A 17,286-nucleotide genomic window follows, 5' to 3' on the forward strand; every position below is an offset into this window, starting at 1 on the left:
TGCACCTCTCCTACTGCCCTCACCGATCGGCTCAGACCGGCACCTTCTCAGTGCTGGGGGTCGCGGCCGGAGGGGTCCCCGGGTCGGCCGGACGGCTCCGCCGCCGCGCGGCCAGCGCCAGCACCGCTCCCATGATCCCCAGGCCGGTCAAGAGCCACTGCGGCCAGCCGCCGAGCCGGGTCGCCAGGGTCTGCCCGTCGCGGACCGGCACCGACGCGACGTACACGTCCGGCACGAACTGTCCCGACTTGTGCTCGACCTTCCCGTCGGGCTGCACGACGCCCGAGATGCCCGACGTCGACGCGATCAGCACGGTCCGCCCGGTCTCGATCGCGCGCATCCGGGTGATCGCGAACTGCTGCTCCGGCTGCCCGGTCCCGCCGTACGTCGCGTTGTTGGTCTGGACGACGAGGACCTGCGCGCCGCCCTTGGCGAGGTCGGAGACCACGTTGTCGTAGGCGAGCTCGAAGCAGATCAGGTCGCCGTACGTGACGCCGTTGATCGGCATCAGGCCGGGCCCGACGCCCGGCGCGGTCTGCCGGCCGACCATCTCCAGCCGCTTGATGTACGGCAGCAGCTGGTCGCGGAACGGGATGTACTCACCGAACGGCACCGGGTGCCGCTTCGCGTAGCGCTGCCCCGGCCCGCTCACCGGGTCCCACACGATGCCGGTGGTCTGCCGCTCGTCCGGCCCCGGCCCTTCGGTCACCGCGCCGACCAGGACCGGAACGTTCACGGCCTTCACGGCGGCCTCGATGTCGGCCCGGGTCTCGGCGTCCTTGTACGGGTCGATGTCGGTCGAGTTCTCCGGCCAGATCACCAGGTCGGGCTTGAGCTGACTGCCGGCCTCGACCTGCCGCTGCAGGTCGAGGGTCGCGTTCAGGTGGTTCTTGGTGACGGTCCGGGCCCGGCCGAGGAACTCCAGCCCCTTGCCCGGCACGTTGCCCTGGACCATCGCCGCGGTGATCGTCTTGCCGTTGCCCTCGGTCGACAGCGTCATCAGCGAGCTGCCCCCGACGATCGCCACGCCGGCGACCAGGGCGACCACGCGGAGACCCAGAGCGCTCTTGCGGCGCAGTACGGCGTACGCGAAGACGCCGAGCAGCGCGATCACGAAGCTCAGTCCCGCGATGCCGACCAGCGAGGCGAGCTTGCCGAGCGGCGAGTCCGAGAACGCCCACGCGAGCCGGCCCCACGGGAAGCCGCCGAACGGCACCGAGGCGGTCGCGAACTCGGTCGCGACCCACAGGCACGGGATCCACAGCATCCACAGCTTGTGCTTCAGGACCTGACTGGCCAGCGCGCCGAACACGGCGTAGAAGAGGCCCTCGAGGATTGCCAGCGCGATCGCGGCGTCGCCGCCGATGACGCTGAGCCAGGGCACCAGGACGGCGTAGTACGTGATGCCGAAGCCGGCGCCGACCAGGATGCCGCCCTTGACCGAGACGCCGTTCAGCGCGGCCAGGAACAGCGGCACGGCGACGACGGCCAGCCACGGGTGGTCGTGCGGCTCGAAGGCCAGCCCCAGCAGAGCGCCCGCGCCGACCGCCACCACGATCCTCGGCACCAGCCGTGCCAGAGCCTTCAACCGGTCCACTCGGGTCCCCTTCGCCTCACCGTCCCGGCAGCTGCCGGTGCGCATGACGGTACAACGTAGGAGCACCCGGAAGAGATCCGGTCGGTGACGCTGAGGTGTCGTGATGGTGTTTCGGCACCGACGCGGCTCGATGGGCCACTGTCAGGTGAAGAGAGAGGCTGCGCTCGACCGAAGAGAGGAAAGAGGCTCGGCCGCCCTTCGGACCAACCGGCGGACCCGCTGGATGCGAGCCGTCCGGCTGTTGTCTACTGGGCGCCGAACCTCTTCCACCTCTGCCCCGCGGGGGGCTGTCCACCGGCGATCTCAGCCCCCGTCGACTCAGGCCTGGCACTGGCCTGGTCAGCGTCGCGGGATCATCCGGTGGCCGAACTTTGTGTGTCCGTTGGAGAAACGAACGTTGACGACTCCCAAAACGATGCTCGCTCGCAGCGGCGGTGTCAACCTCTGCGCCGCCTCCTTCAAGGCGTTGTAACACTTTCGGCTGTCCTCAAGGGAATAACGGCTCCCGGAAAGCGAAGTCACGTTACAGAGTCGTCTCGGCACGCAAGGTGATCGTTACCCTGGGCAACTAAATGTCACGCGACCGGGACAACCACCGTTCCGGTCGCGCGGGTGATCAGCAGCGGCTCGGCCAGCACCTCGGCGGCCGACTCGGACCTGTCCGGCCGCCCCCGGCAGACCACGTGCGCGGCGAAGCCGAGCTCCCGGCTGCGGGTGCCGACCCGCGTGATCGTTGCCGTCACCTCGACCATGTCGCCGGCCCGCAAAGGCTGCAAGAACTGGACATCGGAGTAGGAAGCGAACAATCCTTCATCTCCGTCGGCGACGATGCAGACCTCGGTCGCGACGTCGCCGAACAGGCCGAGCACGTACGCGCCGTCGACCAGGTGCCCGGCGTAGTGGGCGTGGCTGTACGGCACGTACCGGCGGTGGGTGACCGACAGACCGACCTCGGCCTTGCTCATGCACTTCTCCTGTTCGGGGTGCGGACCCGCTTCGTGACCAGTACGTCGACCAGGTAGCTGGCCACCTCACCCGGCGTCGTCCCGCGGCCGAAGACCCGGTCCACGCCGAGGTCGCCGGCCATCTGCTCGGTGAAACGGGGGCCCCCGGCAACCAGTACCGGCCGGGTCTCCTCCGGGTAGGCCTCGCGGAACGCGGCCGACATCTCCCTGGTGTTCAGCACGTGGGCCTCGCGCTGGGTGACCACCTGGGAGACCAGGATCGCGTCCGCCTTCTCAGCCTTGGCCCGCCGGACCAGCTCCGGTACGGCGACCTGGGCCCCGAGGTTGACCACCTTCAGCTCCCGGTAGTACTCCAGGCCCTTCTCCCCCGCGAAGCCCTTGATGTTCATGATCGCGTCGATGCCGACGGTGTGCGCGTCGGTCCCGATGCAGGCGCCGACGACGGTCAGCCGGCGGCGCAACCCCTTGCGGATGGCGAGGTTCGCGTCCTTCGGGGCGAGCAGCGGGTAGTCGCGCTCGATCACCTCGACCTTGCTGGTGTCGACCAGGTGGTTCACCGGCCCGTACACGACGAAGAAGGTGAAGTCCGGGCCCATCGGCTTGGCGTGCACGACCAGCGCCGGGTCCATGCCCATCTTGTTGGCCAGCTGCACCGCGGCGCCCTCGGCCCGCTTGTCGTGCGGGACCGGCAGCGTGAACGACATCTGCACCATCCCGTCGCCGGTGGTGTCGCCGTACGGCCTGATGATGCTCACTGCGCCTCCTCGAGCAGCTCGATCGCCGGGTTGTAGTACGCCGCCGACCGGCGGGCCACGCCCTCCAGGCCGCGGCCGGCGTCCTGCGGACGCTTCATCAGCCCGAAGGTGCCGTCACCGATCGCGTTCAGCAGGCCCTCGTCGACGATCCGGTCCAGAAGGTCGATCGACTCGGCCAGCACCTGCCGCGCGCGGTTGGCGATGAAGCCGTCCGGCGCGGGGTGGAAGTCCTCGTGAAGCTTGCCTGCGGCCCCCAACACGTACCGGACGTTCTGCAGGGCCAGGTCGCGGTCGGAGATCCACGGCGTGACCACGGCCTCGGTCATCATCCCGACCAGCAGGATGCCCTGCCCGGTCATCGCGCCGACCAGGTTGAAGAACCCGTCCAGCAGGTAGCCGCGAAACACGTCACCGGTCATGTGCCGCGTCGGCGGCATCCACTTCAGCGGCGCGTCCGGGAACAGCTGCCGGGCCAGCATCGCGTGCGCCAGCTCCATCCGGAACGAGTCCGGGATCTCCGGGGTGATCTCGAAGGCGTGCCCGAGCCCGAGCTGCCAGTCCTCGAGCCCGGCCTCCTTGGCGAAGTACTCGTTCAGCAGCTGCGACACCGTCACCGTGTGGGCGGCCTCGACGGCGTCCGCGGTGGTCAGGTAGTTGTCCTCGCCGGTGTTGATGATGATCCCGGCGCGAGCGTGGATCTGGCGGCTGAACCGCTGGTCGACGAAGGTCCGGATCGGGTTGATGTCGCGGAACAGGATCCCGTACATCGAGTCGTTCAGCATCATGTCGAGCCGCTGCAGCCCGGCCAGCGTCGCGATCTCCGGCATGCACAAACCGGAGGCATAGTTGGTCAGCCGGATGTAGCGGCCGAGCTCGCGCGACGACTCGTCCAGCGCGGCCCGCATCAGCCGGAAGTTCTCCTGCGTCGCGTACGTGCCGGCGAAGCCCTCGCGGGTCGCGCCCTCGGGCACGTAGTCGAGCAGCGACTGCCCGGTCGACCGGATCACCGCGATGATGTCGGCGCCGGCCCGCGCGGCCGCCTGGGCCTGCGGGATGTCCTCGTAGATGTCGCCGGTGGCAACGATCAGGTAGATCCACGGCCGCTGCTCGGGATCGCCGTGCTTGGCGATCAGCCGGTCCCGCTCGCGGCGCCGCCCGTCCACCTTCTTCATCCCGCCGGCCGCGGCCTTCCGCGCCGCGGCCCGGGCCCGTACGGCGTCCCGCCCTTCCGGCAGCCGGAACGTGACCGAGCCCGACGCCGCCTTCTGCGCGAGCACCGCCAGGTCCTCGGCCTCGCCGCGGACCAGCGCGTCCCACACCGGCAGCCCCAGCCCGTGTTCCAGGCCGACGTCGGCCCGCACGGTGTCGGCCAGCCGGTTCACCCACGGGATGCCCTCGGAGTCCGCGCCGGCCAGGCCCGCCAGCCGCAGTACGGCCCGCTCGACCGAGACCGTCGTGTGCTGCTTGGCGATATTCACGATCGGCTTGCCGGCCTTGCGCGCGAGGCTGCGCGCCTTCCGGACGGTGACCGGGTCGAGGTCGAGCTTCTTCACAGCACGGGTCACTGGGACCATCCTTCGGAGTCGTACACCAGCCGGCCACCGACAGCAGTTCGCAGGCAGCTCGGCACAACAGCTTCGTCACTCAGATCCGGCAGCACCGGTACGCCGGCGCCCGGGTCGGTCGACCAGGCCGCGACCCGCGGATCCGGCGTCTGGACGACCAGGTCGGCGTCGATCTCCCACACCGCGTACGTCGCCGCCGTACCGGGCGCGAGCACACCGGCGTCGTCGATCCCGGCCGCCCGCCAACCGCCGCGGGTGTGCGCCTGGAACGCGGCCCGCACGGTGATCCGCTCCGACTCGGTCCGGTGGAACGCAGCCGCCCGCACGGCCTCCCAGCCGCCGAGCGAGGTCACCGGCGCGTCCGACCCGAAGGCCAGGACGACGCCGGCGCGCTGCAGCGTGCCGAAGGGGTTCATGCCCTCCCAGCGGTCGCCGACGCGCTCGGCGTACATGCCGTCCGGACCACCCCAGTGGCCGTCGAACATCGGCTGCACGCTGGCCACGACGCCACACTTCGCGAGCGTCGCCACGACGGCCGCGTCCGGCATCTCGACGTGCTCCAGCCGGTGCCGCGCGGCCAGCAGCGCCGGGACACCGACCTTCTCGGCGGCCAGCTCGAAGCCGCGCGCAATGTTGTCGAGGGCAAGGTCCCCGATGCAGTGGAAGCCCGCCTGGACGCCCTTCTCGGTGCAGGCGATCACGTGCTCGGCGATCTGCTCGGCCGTCAGGTACGCGTGCCCGCGGTGGTCCTCGCGATCGGCGTACGGCGTGCGCAGCGCGGCCGTCCGCGAGCCCAGCGCGCCGTCGGCGTTCAGGTCGCCGGCCAGCCCGGCGAGGCCGTACTGCGTGAGGTTGTCGAAGACGCCGAGCTCACCCCAGTACAAGGTTGCCGAGAGCCCCAATTCGTCCGCCGCCTGCCGGACCAGCGGCAGCTCCCAGACCGGGCCGATGTGCGGCGCCGCCATCTCGTGGAACGCACCGATCCCCCGCTCCGCCATCGCCTGCACGGCCGCGCGGGCGTCGGCCAGCCGCTGGTCAGGCCCGACCAGCTCGCTCAACGCATCCCGTACGGCGTGGTGCGCGTCCCGCTCGACCCGCCCGCTCGCGTCGTACCCGGCCTGGCCTTGCAGTCCCTCGACAGCGTTCACCAGGGACGAGGAGATGACGCCCGAATGACCGTCGACGCGGGACAGGTAGACCCGACGGTCGCCGCCGGCGCGGTCCAGCTCCTCGGCCGTCGGCGGCCGGCCCTCGGGCCACTTCGTCTCGTCCCAGCCGGCGCCGTCGATCACGGCGTCCGCCGGCAGGGAGGCTGCGAAGGCGGCGAGGCGGTCGAGCGCCTCGGTCAGGCTGGTCGTACCGATCAGGTCGAGGCCGGTCAGCAAGGCGCCGGTCTGGGCGGTGTGGACGTGGGCGTCGACGAATGCGGGCGTGACGAGCTTGCCCTGGAGGTCGATCACCTCGTCCGCGCCGTCGGCGTACGACGACGCGCTGCTGTCGTCGCCGAGCCAGGTGACCACGCCGTCGTCGACCGCGATCGCGGTCGCGTGGGGGTCGGCGGGTGAGTAGACGGAACCGTTCGTCAGAAGTGTGCGCACGGGCTAATCCTGCCCCTCCGCCTTCAGCCGGCCCTCGAAGAGTCGCCGGACACCCGGCTCGGAGCGCAGCAGCTCGAGCGCGTAGTCGGCGTGACCGGGCACGTAACCGTTGCCGACGAGCATCGTCACGTCGGCCGCCAGCCCCTCGGCGCCGAGCGCGGCGGCCGAGAACGAGGTCGCCATCGAGAAGAAGATCACCGTGCCGCCGGACGCCGTCGCGAGCACCGCGCCGTGCTCGCAGCCGGGCACGTCCACGCAGACCACGGTGATGTCCGCCGGTCCCCCGGACTCCTCGACCGCCGCCGCCAGCGCGACCGGGTCGCGAGCGTCGGCCAGAGCGACGACATCGGCCAGACCGGCCTCTTGCAGGCGCTCCCGCTCGACCTCGACCGGCACGATCCCGATCGTCCGGGCGGCACCCGACCGGCGGGCCGCGGCCAGGGCGAGCGAGCCGGATTTCCCTGCGCCGCCAATTACTGACACGACAGGCTTTATGCCTTTGTCGACATACTCACGCACCACGCGCGCGGTCAGCGCGGGCGCGCCACAGACGTCCATCACGGCCAGCGAAAGCTCCGGAACCAGGTCGTCGGGAAGCTTCGCGACGATCGACCGGGCGAACAGAATCGCGTGTCCCTCGGCCGGGACCTGCTCGCTGCGGCCGTCCCAGCGGCGCAGCCCGTCGGTGAGCTGCAGCGGAGTGAGCGTCAGCGAAACCAGCGTCGCGACCCGGTCCCCCGGCTTCACGCCGAGCGGCGACTCCGGCCCGACCTCGTCGACGACGCCGACCAGCATGCCGCCCGACCCGGTGACCGGGTTCTGCATCTTGCCGCGGGCCGCCACGATCTCGAGCACCGCACGCCGTACGGCCTCGCCGTCGTGTCCGTGCGCCTCGGCCAACTGCCGGTACGACGCGGCGTCGAGGTTGAGCCGCTCGACCGAGATCCGGATCTCGTCCGGCCACAGCTCGGGATGCGCGTCCAGCCGGGCCGCGGCCTGCGGCAGCACACCGGCCGGCTCGATCACGCGGTGCAGTCCGACGGGGCTCGACGACACGCTGCCTCCCAAGTTCGCGGCTCCGAGGTGAGCCGGACAAAATACTACTGATTTCGGGTCTGCAAAGGAATTCTTGCGGCATACTGTTGGATCTGAGGGAAGTTCTATCGCTATCCTCACATGAGACCGCATCGCCCGTGGAGCCCCCGGAGGACTTCTGTGACCGATCTGATCAGCCCGGAGCTGACCGTCGCCGACGGCCAGCCGTACGCCTACGCCCGGGCGGAGCTCGTCGAGCCCGACTGGACCCGGATGCCGGGCTTCAAGGACGTCACGGCCGAGGAGTGGCGCTCGGTCCAGTGGCAGCGCTCGCACTGCGTCAAGAACGTCAAGCAGCTGCGCGACGTGATGGGCGACCTGCTCGAGGAGCGCGTCTACGAGGACCTGAGCCGCGACCAGGCCGAGCGCGCGACGATGTCGATGCTGCTCCCGCCGCAGATGCTGAACACGATCGTCCCTCAGGGCGCTGATGACTACACCGCGGCGTTCTACGCGGACCCGGTCCGCCGCTACATGCTGCCGATGTTCACCGACCGCCGGACGGACTGGGCGTCGCACCCGCACGCGACGCGCGACTCGCTGCACGAGCACGAGATGTGGGCCACGGAGGGGTTGACCCACCGCTACCCGACGAAGGTCCTGGCCGAGGTGCTGCCCACCTGCCCGCAGTACTGCGGGCACTGCACCCGGATGGACCTGGTCGGCAACTCGACGCCGGTGATCGACAAGCTGAAGTTCACGATCAAGCCGCAGCAGCGGCTCGACGACATGCTCGACTACCTGCGCCGCAACCCCGGCGTCCGGGACGTCGTCGTGTCCGGCGGCGACGTGGCGAACATGCCCTGGCCGCGGCTGGAGGCGTTCCTGACCAGCCTGCTGGAGATCGAGAACATCCGCGACATCCGGCTGGCCACCAAGGCGCTGATGGGGATGCCGCAGCACTGGCTGTCCGACGACGTGCGGAGCGGCGTCGAGCGGGTCGCGACGATCGCCCGGCAGCGTGGCGTGATGGTTGCCATGCACACCCATGTGAACGCGGCCCAGTCGGTGACGCCGCTGGTGGCCGAGGCGACCAAGGCGATGTTCGAGGCCGGCCTGCGCGACGTCCGCAACCAGGGCGTGCTGATGCGCGGCGTCAACGACTCGGTGCCGCAGTTGCTCGACCTGTGCTTCGCGCTGCTCGACGGCGCCACCATCACGCCGTACTACTTCTACATGTGCGACATGATCCCGTTCTCCGAGCACTGGCGGGTCTCAGTCAAGGACGCGCAGCACCTGCAGCACGGCATCCTCGGCTACCTGCCGGGCTTCGCGACGCCGCGGATCGTCTGCGACGTCCCCTACGTCGGCAAGCGCTGGGTGCACCAGCTGTCCGAGTACGACGAGGTGCGCGGCATCTCGTACTGGAAGAAGAACTACCGGACCGGGATCGAGCAGCAGGACCCCGAGGCGCTGAACCGCACCTACGAGTACTACGACCCGATCGACACGCTGCCCACCGAGGGCCAGGACTGGTGGCGCACCCACGCCGGCGACTCGATCGCCGCCGCCACCGAGCAGGCCGCTGCTTCCCGCGCCGCAGCCGAGGCGCAGAAGCTGCTGCCCGTCGTCTGATCCGCTTCCGCCGGTGCCGCCGCACAGGGGTCAGCGGCACCGGTGGAAGAGTCCGTGTCAAGGCCGCTACGGGGAGCCACTAATCTGTCGCGGTGACCCAACACCTTGCCGCCACGAGGTCGTCGTACGACAACGTCGCGGACGCGTACCACGAGCTGGTGAAGGACCGGATGGCCGGGAACCCGATCGAGCGGGCGATGCTGACGGCGTTCGCGGAACTGACCGGCGACCCGATCGTCGACCTCGGCTGCGGCGCCGGCCGGACCACCGGCTTCCTGAAGGCCGTCGGCTGCGACATCTCCGGGCTCGACCTGTCACCGAAGATGGTCGAGCTGGCGCGCAAGAACTACCCGGGCGTGACGTTCGCGGTCGGGTCGATGACCGACCTGCCGTTCAAGGACGGCGAGCTCGGCGGCGTGCTCGCGTGGTACTCGACGTTCCACATTCCGCGCGAAGAGCTGCCGGGACTGTTCACGGAGTTCGCGCGGGTGCTGCGGCCGGGTGGGCGGGTGCTGATCGGGACGCACTCCGGGCAGGACGAGACGCTGCAGCCGGAGAAGGCGTACGGCGTTGCCGTCAGCTACACGGCGTACTTGTACCGGCCTGAGGTGATCACCGAGCTGCTGGCCGGCGCCGGGCTGACCGTCACTTCTTTGCTGACCGAGCCGGGCAGTACGCCGGGGCGGGGATACGCGGCGTTCATGGCGCAGAAGACCTAGCGTCTACAGGGCTGGTGGGCGGCGTTCGTACGGCGTGCTGAGGACGATCGTGGTCGTCGTGGAGACGTTCGCGCGGGCCCGGATGGTCGCCAGGAGGTCCTCTAGGGCACCGGGGGAAGCGACGCGGACGATGAGCACGTAGCTGGAGTCGCCGGCCACGGAGTAGCAGGACTCGATCTCGCGGACCTCGCGCAGCCGCTCGGGTGAGTCGTCGGGCTGCGACGGGTCGATCGGGCGGATCGAGATCAGCGCGGTCAGCGGAAGGTCGAGCGCGGTGTGGTCGATCGTTGCCGCGTACCCCAGGACGATGCCGCGCTGCTCCAGGCGCTTGACCCGCTGGTGCACGGCCGACGTGGACAGGCCGGTCGCCTTGCCGAGATCGGTGAAACTCATCCGCCCGTCCGACGCCAGCAGCGCGACGATCTTGCGATCCAGGTCCTCCACGCTGGAGACCCTACTGCCCCGGGCCCCCGGCATGAAAGCATCACCCCATGGCTGAGACTGGTTCTGGTAGCGGGCAGCGGCTGATGCTGCTCGACACTGCGTCACTGTACTTCCGCGCCTTCTTCGGAGTGCCCGACACGATGAAGGCCGCCGACGGTACGCCGACGAACGCGATCCGCGGGCTGCTCGACTTCATCGCGCGGCTGGTCGACAACCACCACCCGACCCACCTGGTCGCCTGCTGGGACGACAACTGGCGTCCGTCGTGGCGGGTCGAGCTGATCCCGTCGTACAAGGCCCAGCGGGTCGAGTACGTCGCGGCCGGTGGCGAGCAGGTCGAGGAGGTGCCGGACCGGCTGGAGGTGCAGGTGCCGTTCATCCGCGCCTGCCTGGACTCGCTCGGGATCGCCATCGCCGGCGCGCCCGACCACGAGGCCGACGACGTGATCGGCACGCTGTCGCACCGGGCGACGATGCCGGTCGACGTGGTCACCGGCGACCGCGACCTGTTCCAGCTGATCGACGACTCGCGCGGCGTCCGCGTCATCTACACCGCCGCCAAGGGCGTCGGCCGGGCCGAGGTGTACGACGAGAAGGCGCTGCTGGCCAAGTACGACATCCCCGCCAACCGCTACGCCGACTTCGCCACGCTGCGCGGCGACGCCTCCGACGGCCTGCCCGGCGTGAAGGGCGTCGGCGAGAAGACCGCCGCGTCCCTCGTCACGGCGTACGGCGGCCTGGCGGACATCCGCGCCGCCGCCCTCGATCCGTCGACCCCGATGTCCCCGTCGGTCAAGCGCAAGATCGTCGACGCGAGCGACTACCTCGACGTCGCCCCCAAGGTGGTCGCCGTCGCGACCGATGCCCCGGTCAACGTTCACCACCCGGAAATGCCCACCGAGGTCGCCGACCCGCAACGTTGGCTCGACTTGGTGGAACTCCTAGAGCTCGGCAGCAGCGCCCAGCGGGTGATGCAGGCCCTGAACGTAGGCCCGAAGGACACCGTGTGAGCGACCAGAACCCACAGGCCGGGCTCGACTCTTCAGCCGCGGCCGGCTCTCCCTCCCCCGCTTCTCTCCAGCGCAAGGGCGCCGAAGGCGCCGAGCCGGGCGCGACCCGGGTGCTCGCCGAGCAGTTCCGGCCCGAGATCGTCGCGCTGCGCCGCGCGTTGCACCAGGTCCCGGAGTACGACCTCGACCTGCCCAAGTCGCAGGCACTCGTCCTCGAAGCGCTCGTCGGCCTCGACCTGGAGATCACGCTCGGCAAGGAGCTCTCCTCCGTCACCGCCGTCCTGCGCGGCACCGCGCCGACCGACGGCGTCCGCCCGGTCGTCCTGCTCCGCGGCGACATGGACGCACTCCCGGTCACCGAGCGGACCGACGTACCGTTCAAGTCCCAGCACCCCGGCATGATGCATGCCTGCGGCCACGATCTGCACGTCGCGGGCCTCTTCGGAGCGGCGAAGATCCTGCACGCGCTGCGCGACCAACTGGCCGGCGACGTCGTGTTCATGTTCCAGCCCGGCGAGGAGACCTCCGGCGGCGCGCCGATCATGATCCGCGAGGGCGTGCTCGACGCCGCCGGTCGCCGGGCGGACTACGCGTACGGCCTGCACGTCGGCTCCGCCGGCCAGCCGTTCGGCATGTGGAGCAGCAAGCCCGGCTCGTTCATGGCCGCGGCCGACCAGCTGCACGTCCGCGTCGTCGGCGCGGGCACGCACGGCTCCACGCCGTACCGCGGCAAGGACCCGATCCCGGTCGCCTGCGAACTGGTCACCGCACTGCAGATGATGATCACCCGGCAGTTCGACGTGTTCGACCCGGTCGTGCTCACCGTCGGGCGGATCGCGGGCGGCACGAAGGAGAACATCATCCCGGACGACGCGTTCTTCGACGCGACGGTCCGCACGTTCTCCGAACAGACCCGCGCGAAGGTGCAGCGGACCTCGACCCAGCTGGTCGAGTCGATCGCCGCCGCCCACGGCCTGACCGCCGAGGTCGACTACCAGATCGGCTACCCGGTGACGGTCAACAACCCCGACGAGCACGGCTTCGCCCGCGACACCATCGTCGACCTCTTCGGCCCCGACCGCTTCCGCGAACGCCCCAACCCGCGCTGCGGCGCCGAGGACTTCTCCTACGTCCTCAACGAGATCCCCGGCGTCTACCTCAACCTCAGCGCCTGCGCCGGCCCCGACCCCGACGCGGCCGCCGACAACCACTCCCCCTTGGCCAACTTCGACGACACGGTCGTCCCCGACGGCTCGGCCCTACTAGCCGAGCTCGCCGTACGCCGGCTCAGCCGCGGCGCGTAGTCCTGTCGGCCTGCGGCGGCGATACCCGTCGAACTACGGCCGTACGGCGCCTCGCGAGACGCCCGCCGTCTTCCGCGTTTCCTGCCTGGACTCGGCAGCGACGACCGAGTCCAGCAGCCCCGGGAACACCCGGTCCACCTCCTCACGCCGCAACGTGTTCAACCGCGACGTCCCCAAGTAGTACTGACGAATCAGCCCGGCCTCCCGCAGCACCTTGAAGTGATGCGTGGCCGTCGACGTACTCACTGCGAGGTCGAACCCACCGCACTTGATGTCGTCCGTCGACCGCGCCAGCTGCGTCACGATGCTCCGCCGGACGGGATCGACGATCGCCTCCAGCACCTGCTGCAGCGCGATGTCCCCAAGCTCCGGGTGCGGTGGAATCCGAGCGTCGTTCACACCCCCATAGTACGACACCCATCATAGTTTGACAGCCATCAAACTTCTCGCTTCACTGGATCGCGTGACCAGCGAGCAGGCAACAGTCGTGCGATTCCACGCGCTGGGCGGCCCGGAAGTGCTGCAGATGCAGCAGCATCCGCTCGCCGAGCCCGGCCCCGGCGAGGTGCGCCTCCGCGTCGAGGCGATCGGCGTCAACCGCGCCGAGGCCCTTTTCCGCGGCGGCCACTACATCGAGCCCGTCCGCCGTTTCCCCGCCGGCCTCGGCTCCGAGGCCGCCGGCGAGATCGAACTCGTCGGCCCCGGCGTCAGCGGCCTCCGTCCCGGCGACCGCGTCAGCGTCGTACCGGCGTTCTCCCAGAACGACTACCCGCTGTACGCCGACCGCGCCGTCGTCCCCGCCGCGGCCGTGGTCCGTCGCCCCGACACGATCGACGCGATCACCGGAGCAGCGACCTGGATGGCCTTCCTCACGGCGTACGGCGCCTTGGTCGAGAGCAACGTCCGTCCCGGCGACACCGTCCTCCTCAACGCCGCTGCCAGCAGCGTCGGCCTGGCGATCATCCAGGTCGCCAACCACCTGGGCGTCCGCACGATCGCCCACACCCGTACGGCGAGCAAAGCAACCGCACTCGAAGCCCACGGCGCCACCCACGTCATCACCGGCCACGTCGCCGACCAGGTCACTGACCTCACCAACAACCACGGCGTCCGCATGGTCCTGGACGCCGTAACCGGCCCGGGCCTCACCGACCTCGCCCGCCTGGTCGCCCCCGAAGGAACGGTCCTCGTCTGCGGCGCCCTCAGCGGCGAACCCACGCCGTACCCCGGTGTCGACCTGGGCCTCCCGGCCCTCACCATCCGCTCCTTCAGCATGCACGAAACCAGCCGGGACCCGATCCGCCTCGCCCGAGCCGGAGCCTTCATCACCGCCGGCCTCCGCACCGGCGCCTTCACCCCGGTCATCGCCGGCACCTTCCCCCTCCACCAGGCCGCCGAAGCCCACACCCAACTCGACAAGGGCACCCACGTCGGCAAACTCGTCCTCACCGTCCCGCACTGACCACGTTGCCTTCGGGAAGAAATGACAAGCGCTGGGCCCGGATGGATGCCAGCATGGTCGAGTCCACAAAGAAAGAGGCGCCTCATGAGTGACGTGTTCTACTCACACGCGAGGCTGTACGACCTGATGTTCCCGGGCGGCGGGCCCGCCGTCGACTTCTACCGGGCTCATGCCAACCGGCAAGGCGGGCGCGTACTGGAACTCGGCTGCGGAACCGGGCAGAAGCTGATCCCGATCGCATCCGACGGACATCCGTGCGTCGGCGTGGACCTCTCTCCGGACATGCTTGCGCAGGCGCAGCGCAAGGCGACCGAGCGCGGCGTCGCCGTGGAGTGGATCCAGGGCGACATGCGGGCCTTCGATCTGGGCCGCACCTTCGACTTCGTGTTCATCACGGCCAACTCCCTGCTGCACCTGCAGAAGGCCGAGGACCTGGTGAGCTGCTTCCGGTCAGTGCGACGGCACCTGGCTCCTGGAGCACGGTTCGTCTTCGACGTCTTCAACCCGAGCGTCCGCCTCCTGGCCGAGGCCGACGGCGTACGGCGTACCCGGGAGTCGTTGTCGTTCACGGATCCCGATCGTGGAACCATCAGCGTCGACGTCGCCGAGACCTACGACGCACCCGCCCAGGTCACCCGCGGAACGTGGTACCTCTCCACCGACTCCGAGCCCGACTTCGTCATCGCACCCCTCGAGATGCGCAGCATCTTCCCGCAGGAGCTGCCGCTGCTCCTCTCACTCGGCGGCCTCCGCCTCGCCGACCGCTTCGGCGACTGGTCCGGTGGACCACTCACCTCGGAGGCGGCACTTCAACTCTGCGTCTGCGAGTCGGACCAAGCCGGGACCTGAACGCGTGAATCGAAGGTGCCGGCCGCGGACCGTCAGGTGACCCGGGCTTCCAGCCACCCCATGAAGGACTCGTAGTCCGCGCCGATCGACAGCGCGATCTCGATGCCCTCGGCATCGACTGTCATCCGGGCGAGCGGGTCCAGCGCGACCCGCTCCCGCACGAAGCGGACCCCCGGCCAGAGCACCGCGGCGGCCAGTGTCAGCGAGTCGTGCTGCATCGAGGCCGGGTACCGCTGCATCCATCGGTCGAGGTGTGCCCGCAGTACTGGCGCCCACGGCGGGCTGCCCGCCTCCGTCCACTTCCGGTAGATCGGCGACGCCGGCAGGATCTCCATCGCCGGGTTGAAGGTCACCTCCGACACCACGAACGTCGGCACGGACAGCTCCAGCACCGGCAGCATCCGGGTCACCGCCGCCGGGTCCATCCGGAAGTTGTGCTCGGCGCGCGACGGATCCCGGTAGTTGACCGCACCACCCATCTGCGTCACGACCATCTTCGCCACCAGCTCCGGCCGGGCCTCCTGCAGTGCGGCCAGGTTCGACAGCGGCCCCATCCCCACCCACCGCACCGGCCCCGGCGTGGACGCACACACCGTTTCCACCGCGCCCAGCAGATCCTCGCTCTGCTTCGGCACGTCCTGCGGGAACAGCCCGTCCACGAAGTACAACGGATCGTCCTGCAGCTCCGCCCCGGCCACCACCGGCACCTCCGGCCGCCCGGCCAGATCCAGCAGGTGCCGCACGAACCGCGCCCGCTCCCCGCCGTACTCGTCGCTGGTCACCACCAACGCCAGCTCCGGCACACTGCGAGCCGCCGCCACAATCGCCACCGAGTCGTCCGGATCCCCACCCGCGTCCGTGTCGACGATCATCGGCGCGAACGCGACCGGGTGCGGCCCCAGCGAGGGCGGCGGCCCACCGAACGAGTCTTCCTCGCCCTCAAAGAGGATCTCGTCCGTCCCCACCATCGCGAGCCACTCCTGGATCGGGTCCTCGTCCTGACCCGGATCCCGTTCCTGGTCGCGGCCCTCGCCCATCCGTACCTCCACCTGTCTGGATCGCGTTGAGAACATTCTGTACGAACACCCGTTTGTCGTCATCGCTCGCACAGTGGTCGTAGCCGGCCCAGATCGCGGCCGTGCCCTGCTCCGGCAACCGGGCTCGCTCCAGCGCCCGGCCGAGCCGCTCGGCGTGCCGGAAGTCGGACCGGTGCACGAAGGCATCGAGCTGCTCCTGCAGCCCTGCGTCGGTCTCCCCTCCCCTGATCCACGCCCGAAGCTCGGAGCGGAACCGCTGGACACCTGCCTCCAGACCGGCGCGGTAGTTCCCGCCCGTGTCGCGCACCGCCGCGGCGTACCCGGCGCGGTCGGCAACAGCCCGCAGGTTGACCAGCTTCACGCCCTCGCGCACAGGCAACGGCCGCAGCCGTGGCGAGATCCGTCCTCGGCTCAGCCCGTACAGCAGGTCGGGCTGCTTCCGTTGGGCGGTCTGCACGGGTCCGTACCTGTCGATCCTGACCGGACTCGTCAGCGGGCCGTCCAACAGCTCCTCGACAGCGTTGATCCCGAGCACGTGCCCGAAAGTCTTCGACTCGTCCGCGGGCAACACGTAGAACGGCCGCCCCTGCCGTGTCTCCCCCGCCCGCAGGTGCACCTCGTAGCCTTGCTTGCTCCCCGGATGCGGGTCGTCCGGCGACTCGCCGAGAAACGCGTACCTTCCCCTGAAGGTCGTCTCCGGGTAGATCGCCGCGAGAAGCTCCTGCACGGTCCCCTTGAAACTCGTGTCGAGCACCGTCACCCGGCTGCCCGGCCGACCGACGGGCACCCCGCGGGACAACAGGTACTCCGTCAGGACCCGGAATCCGCCGACAGTGTGGGCGGGGTCGACCCGCGACGCCACGCGTCGAAAGGCATGGACCAGCGGGAAGTCAGCACCTTGGCGCTCGAGGTCCTGAAGTGCGTTCTCCGTCAGGGCACGAGAAACCACCACGTCCGAGACGTGCCTGCGGTAGAACGCCGGGTCGAGCCGGCGCATCGCGACCGCCAAACTGTGCCCGTCGCGCCCCAGCGCCACGACCCGGTCGGTCCCCGCCTCCGCCCGCTGGTCGGCGAGCATGTCGTCGGCGATCCGGACGACCAGCGGCGCCTGGTACGCGTAGGTGGTCCGGTAGGCGTCGTACAGGGTCTGGTAGTCGTCGCCGGCGGTGAGACCGACCTTCGCGCCGACGCGCCGGGCGGCCGCGATGCCTTGCCGGTGGGCGAAGTCCGGCTCGTCTGTCGTCATGCATCCAGTACGCCACATCCGGCCGCGCCCCGTCGGAAGTTGTCCACAGGTACGCCGGCAGGCGC

16 protein-coding genes are annotated in these 17,286 nt (G+C 70.0%); 6 read left to right on the top strand and 10 right to left on the bottom strand.

All coding sequences use genetic code 11. The annotated features are described in order from the left end of the window. Positions 1–31: 31 nt before the first annotated feature. From lnt to kdd, 6 genes are all read right to left on the bottom strand, one after another. The gene (lnt, locus tag HDA39_RS10675; RefSeq protein WP_202892936.1) at positions 32–1,642 is read right to left on the bottom strand and encodes an apolipoprotein N-acyltransferase; all 1,611 of its coding nucleotides are present in this window, start codon (positions 1,640–1,642) and stop codon (positions 32–34) included. 530 nt (positions 1,643–2,172) lie between these two features. Next, positions 2,173–2,562, bottom strand: a complete 390-nt coding sequence (kal, locus tag HDA39_RS10680; RefSeq protein ID WP_184795067.1) for a 3-aminobutyryl-CoA ammonia lyase — start codon at positions 2,560–2,562, stop codon at positions 2,173–2,175. Continuing rightward, positions 2,559–3,317, bottom strand: a complete 759-nt coding sequence (gene kamE / locus HDA39_RS43665; protein ID WP_184795068.1) for a lysine 5,6-aminomutase subunit beta — start codon at positions 3,315–3,317, stop codon at positions 2,559–2,561. The genes kal and kamE overlap by 4 nt, the downstream gene beginning before the upstream one ends. Continuing rightward, positions 3,314–4,882, bottom strand: coding sequence for a lysine 5,6-aminomutase subunit alpha (gene kamD / locus HDA39_RS10690; protein ID WP_337925702.1), 1,569 nt, complete (start codon positions 4,880–4,882; stop codon positions 3,314–3,316). The genes kamE and kamD overlap by 4 nt, the downstream gene beginning before the upstream one ends. Then, a complete protein-coding gene (locus HDA39_RS10695) occupies positions 4,879–6,480 on the bottom strand; it encodes an amidohydrolase family protein (protein ID WP_184795070.1) in 1,602 nt (533 codons plus the stop codon). The genes kamD and HDA39_RS10695 overlap by 4 nt, the downstream gene beginning before the upstream one ends. A 3-nt stretch (positions 6,481–6,483) precedes the next feature. Next, complete coding sequence (kdd, locus tag HDA39_RS10700) at positions 6,484–7,536, bottom strand: L-erythro-3,5-diaminohexanoate dehydrogenase (protein ID WP_184795071.1); 1,053 nt, start codon at positions 7,534–7,536, stop codon at positions 6,484–6,486. Positions 7,537–7,695: 159 nt separating this feature from the next. Between kdd and HDA39_RS10705 the strand changes: the two genes are divergently transcribed. Together HDA39_RS10705 and HDA39_RS10710 are read left to right on the top strand one after the other, a co-directional pair. Then, positions 7,696–9,150, top strand: a complete 1,455-nt coding sequence (locus HDA39_RS10705) for a lysine 2,3-aminomutase (RefSeq protein WP_184795072.1) — start codon at positions 7,696–7,698, stop codon at positions 9,148–9,150. A 92-nt stretch (positions 9,151–9,242) separates the two neighbouring features. Further along, positions 9,243–9,869, top strand: coding sequence for a methyltransferase domain-containing protein (locus tag HDA39_RS10710; RefSeq protein WP_184795073.1), 627 nt, complete (start codon positions 9,243–9,245; stop codon positions 9,867–9,869). 3 nt (positions 9,870–9,872) lie between these two features. Here HDA39_RS10710 and HDA39_RS10715 read toward each other — a convergent pair whose 3' ends face one another. Continuing rightward, the gene (locus HDA39_RS10715; protein WP_337925703.1) at positions 9,873–10,313 is read right to left on the bottom strand and encodes an Lrp/AsnC family transcriptional regulator; all 441 of its coding nucleotides are present in this window, start codon (positions 10,311–10,313) and stop codon (positions 9,873–9,875) included. A gap of 83 nt (positions 10,314–10,396) precedes the next feature. On the opposite strand from HDA39_RS10715, the gene HDA39_RS10720 reads away from it, so the two are divergent. Both HDA39_RS10720 and HDA39_RS10725 read left to right on the top strand, forming a co-directional pair. Then, on the top strand, positions 10,397–11,323 hold the full coding sequence (locus HDA39_RS10720) for a 5'-3' exonuclease (RefSeq protein WP_184805847.1): 927 nt from the start codon (positions 10,397–10,399) through the stop codon (positions 11,321–11,323). Then, entirely contained in the window at positions 11,320–12,627 is a 1,308-nt protein-coding gene (locus HDA39_RS10725; RefSeq protein ID WP_337925704.1) for a M20 metallopeptidase family protein, read from the top strand. The genes HDA39_RS10720 and HDA39_RS10725 overlap by 4 nt, the downstream gene beginning before the upstream one ends. A gap of 33 nt (positions 12,628–12,660) precedes the next feature. Here the strand turns inward: HDA39_RS10725 and HDA39_RS10730 are convergent, their stop codons facing one another. Continuing rightward, a complete protein-coding gene (locus HDA39_RS10730; protein WP_184795075.1) occupies positions 12,661–13,026 on the bottom strand; it encodes an ArsR family transcriptional regulator in 366 nt (121 codons plus the stop codon). Between the two features lie 64 nt (positions 13,027–13,090). Here HDA39_RS10730 and HDA39_RS10735 point away from each other — a divergent pair, with 64 nt between their 5' ends. Together HDA39_RS10735 and HDA39_RS10740 are read left to right on the top strand one after the other, a co-directional pair. Next, a complete protein-coding gene (locus HDA39_RS10735; RefSeq protein WP_202892938.1) occupies positions 13,091–14,089 on the top strand; it encodes a zinc-binding dehydrogenase in 999 nt (332 codons plus the stop codon). Positions 14,090–14,173: 84 nt separating this feature from the next. Then, positions 14,174–14,938, top strand: coding sequence for a class I SAM-dependent methyltransferase (locus HDA39_RS10740; protein WP_184795076.1), 765 nt, complete (start codon positions 14,174–14,176; stop codon positions 14,936–14,938). 32 nt (positions 14,939–14,970) lie between these two features. Here HDA39_RS10740 and HDA39_RS10745 read toward each other — a convergent pair whose 3' ends face one another. Beyond that, complete coding sequence (locus HDA39_RS10745; protein ID WP_184795077.1) at positions 14,971–15,975, bottom strand: nucleoside hydrolase; 1,005 nt, start codon at positions 15,973–15,975, stop codon at positions 14,971–14,973. After that, positions 15,878–17,221 carry an ABC transporter permease gene (locus tag HDA39_RS10750; RefSeq protein ID WP_184795078.1) on the bottom strand — a complete coding sequence of 448 codons (1,344 nt, stop codon included), beginning with the start codon at positions 17,219–17,221 and terminating at the stop codon, positions 15,878–15,880. Before HDA39_RS10750 ends, HDA39_RS10745 begins: the two co-directional genes overlap by 98 nt. Positions 17,222–17,286 lie beyond the last annotated feature (65 nt).

This window comes from Kribbella italica, assembly GCF_014205135.1.
Classification (GTDB): Bacteria; Actinomycetota; Actinomycetes; order Propionibacteriales; family Kribbellaceae; genus Kribbella; species Kribbella italica.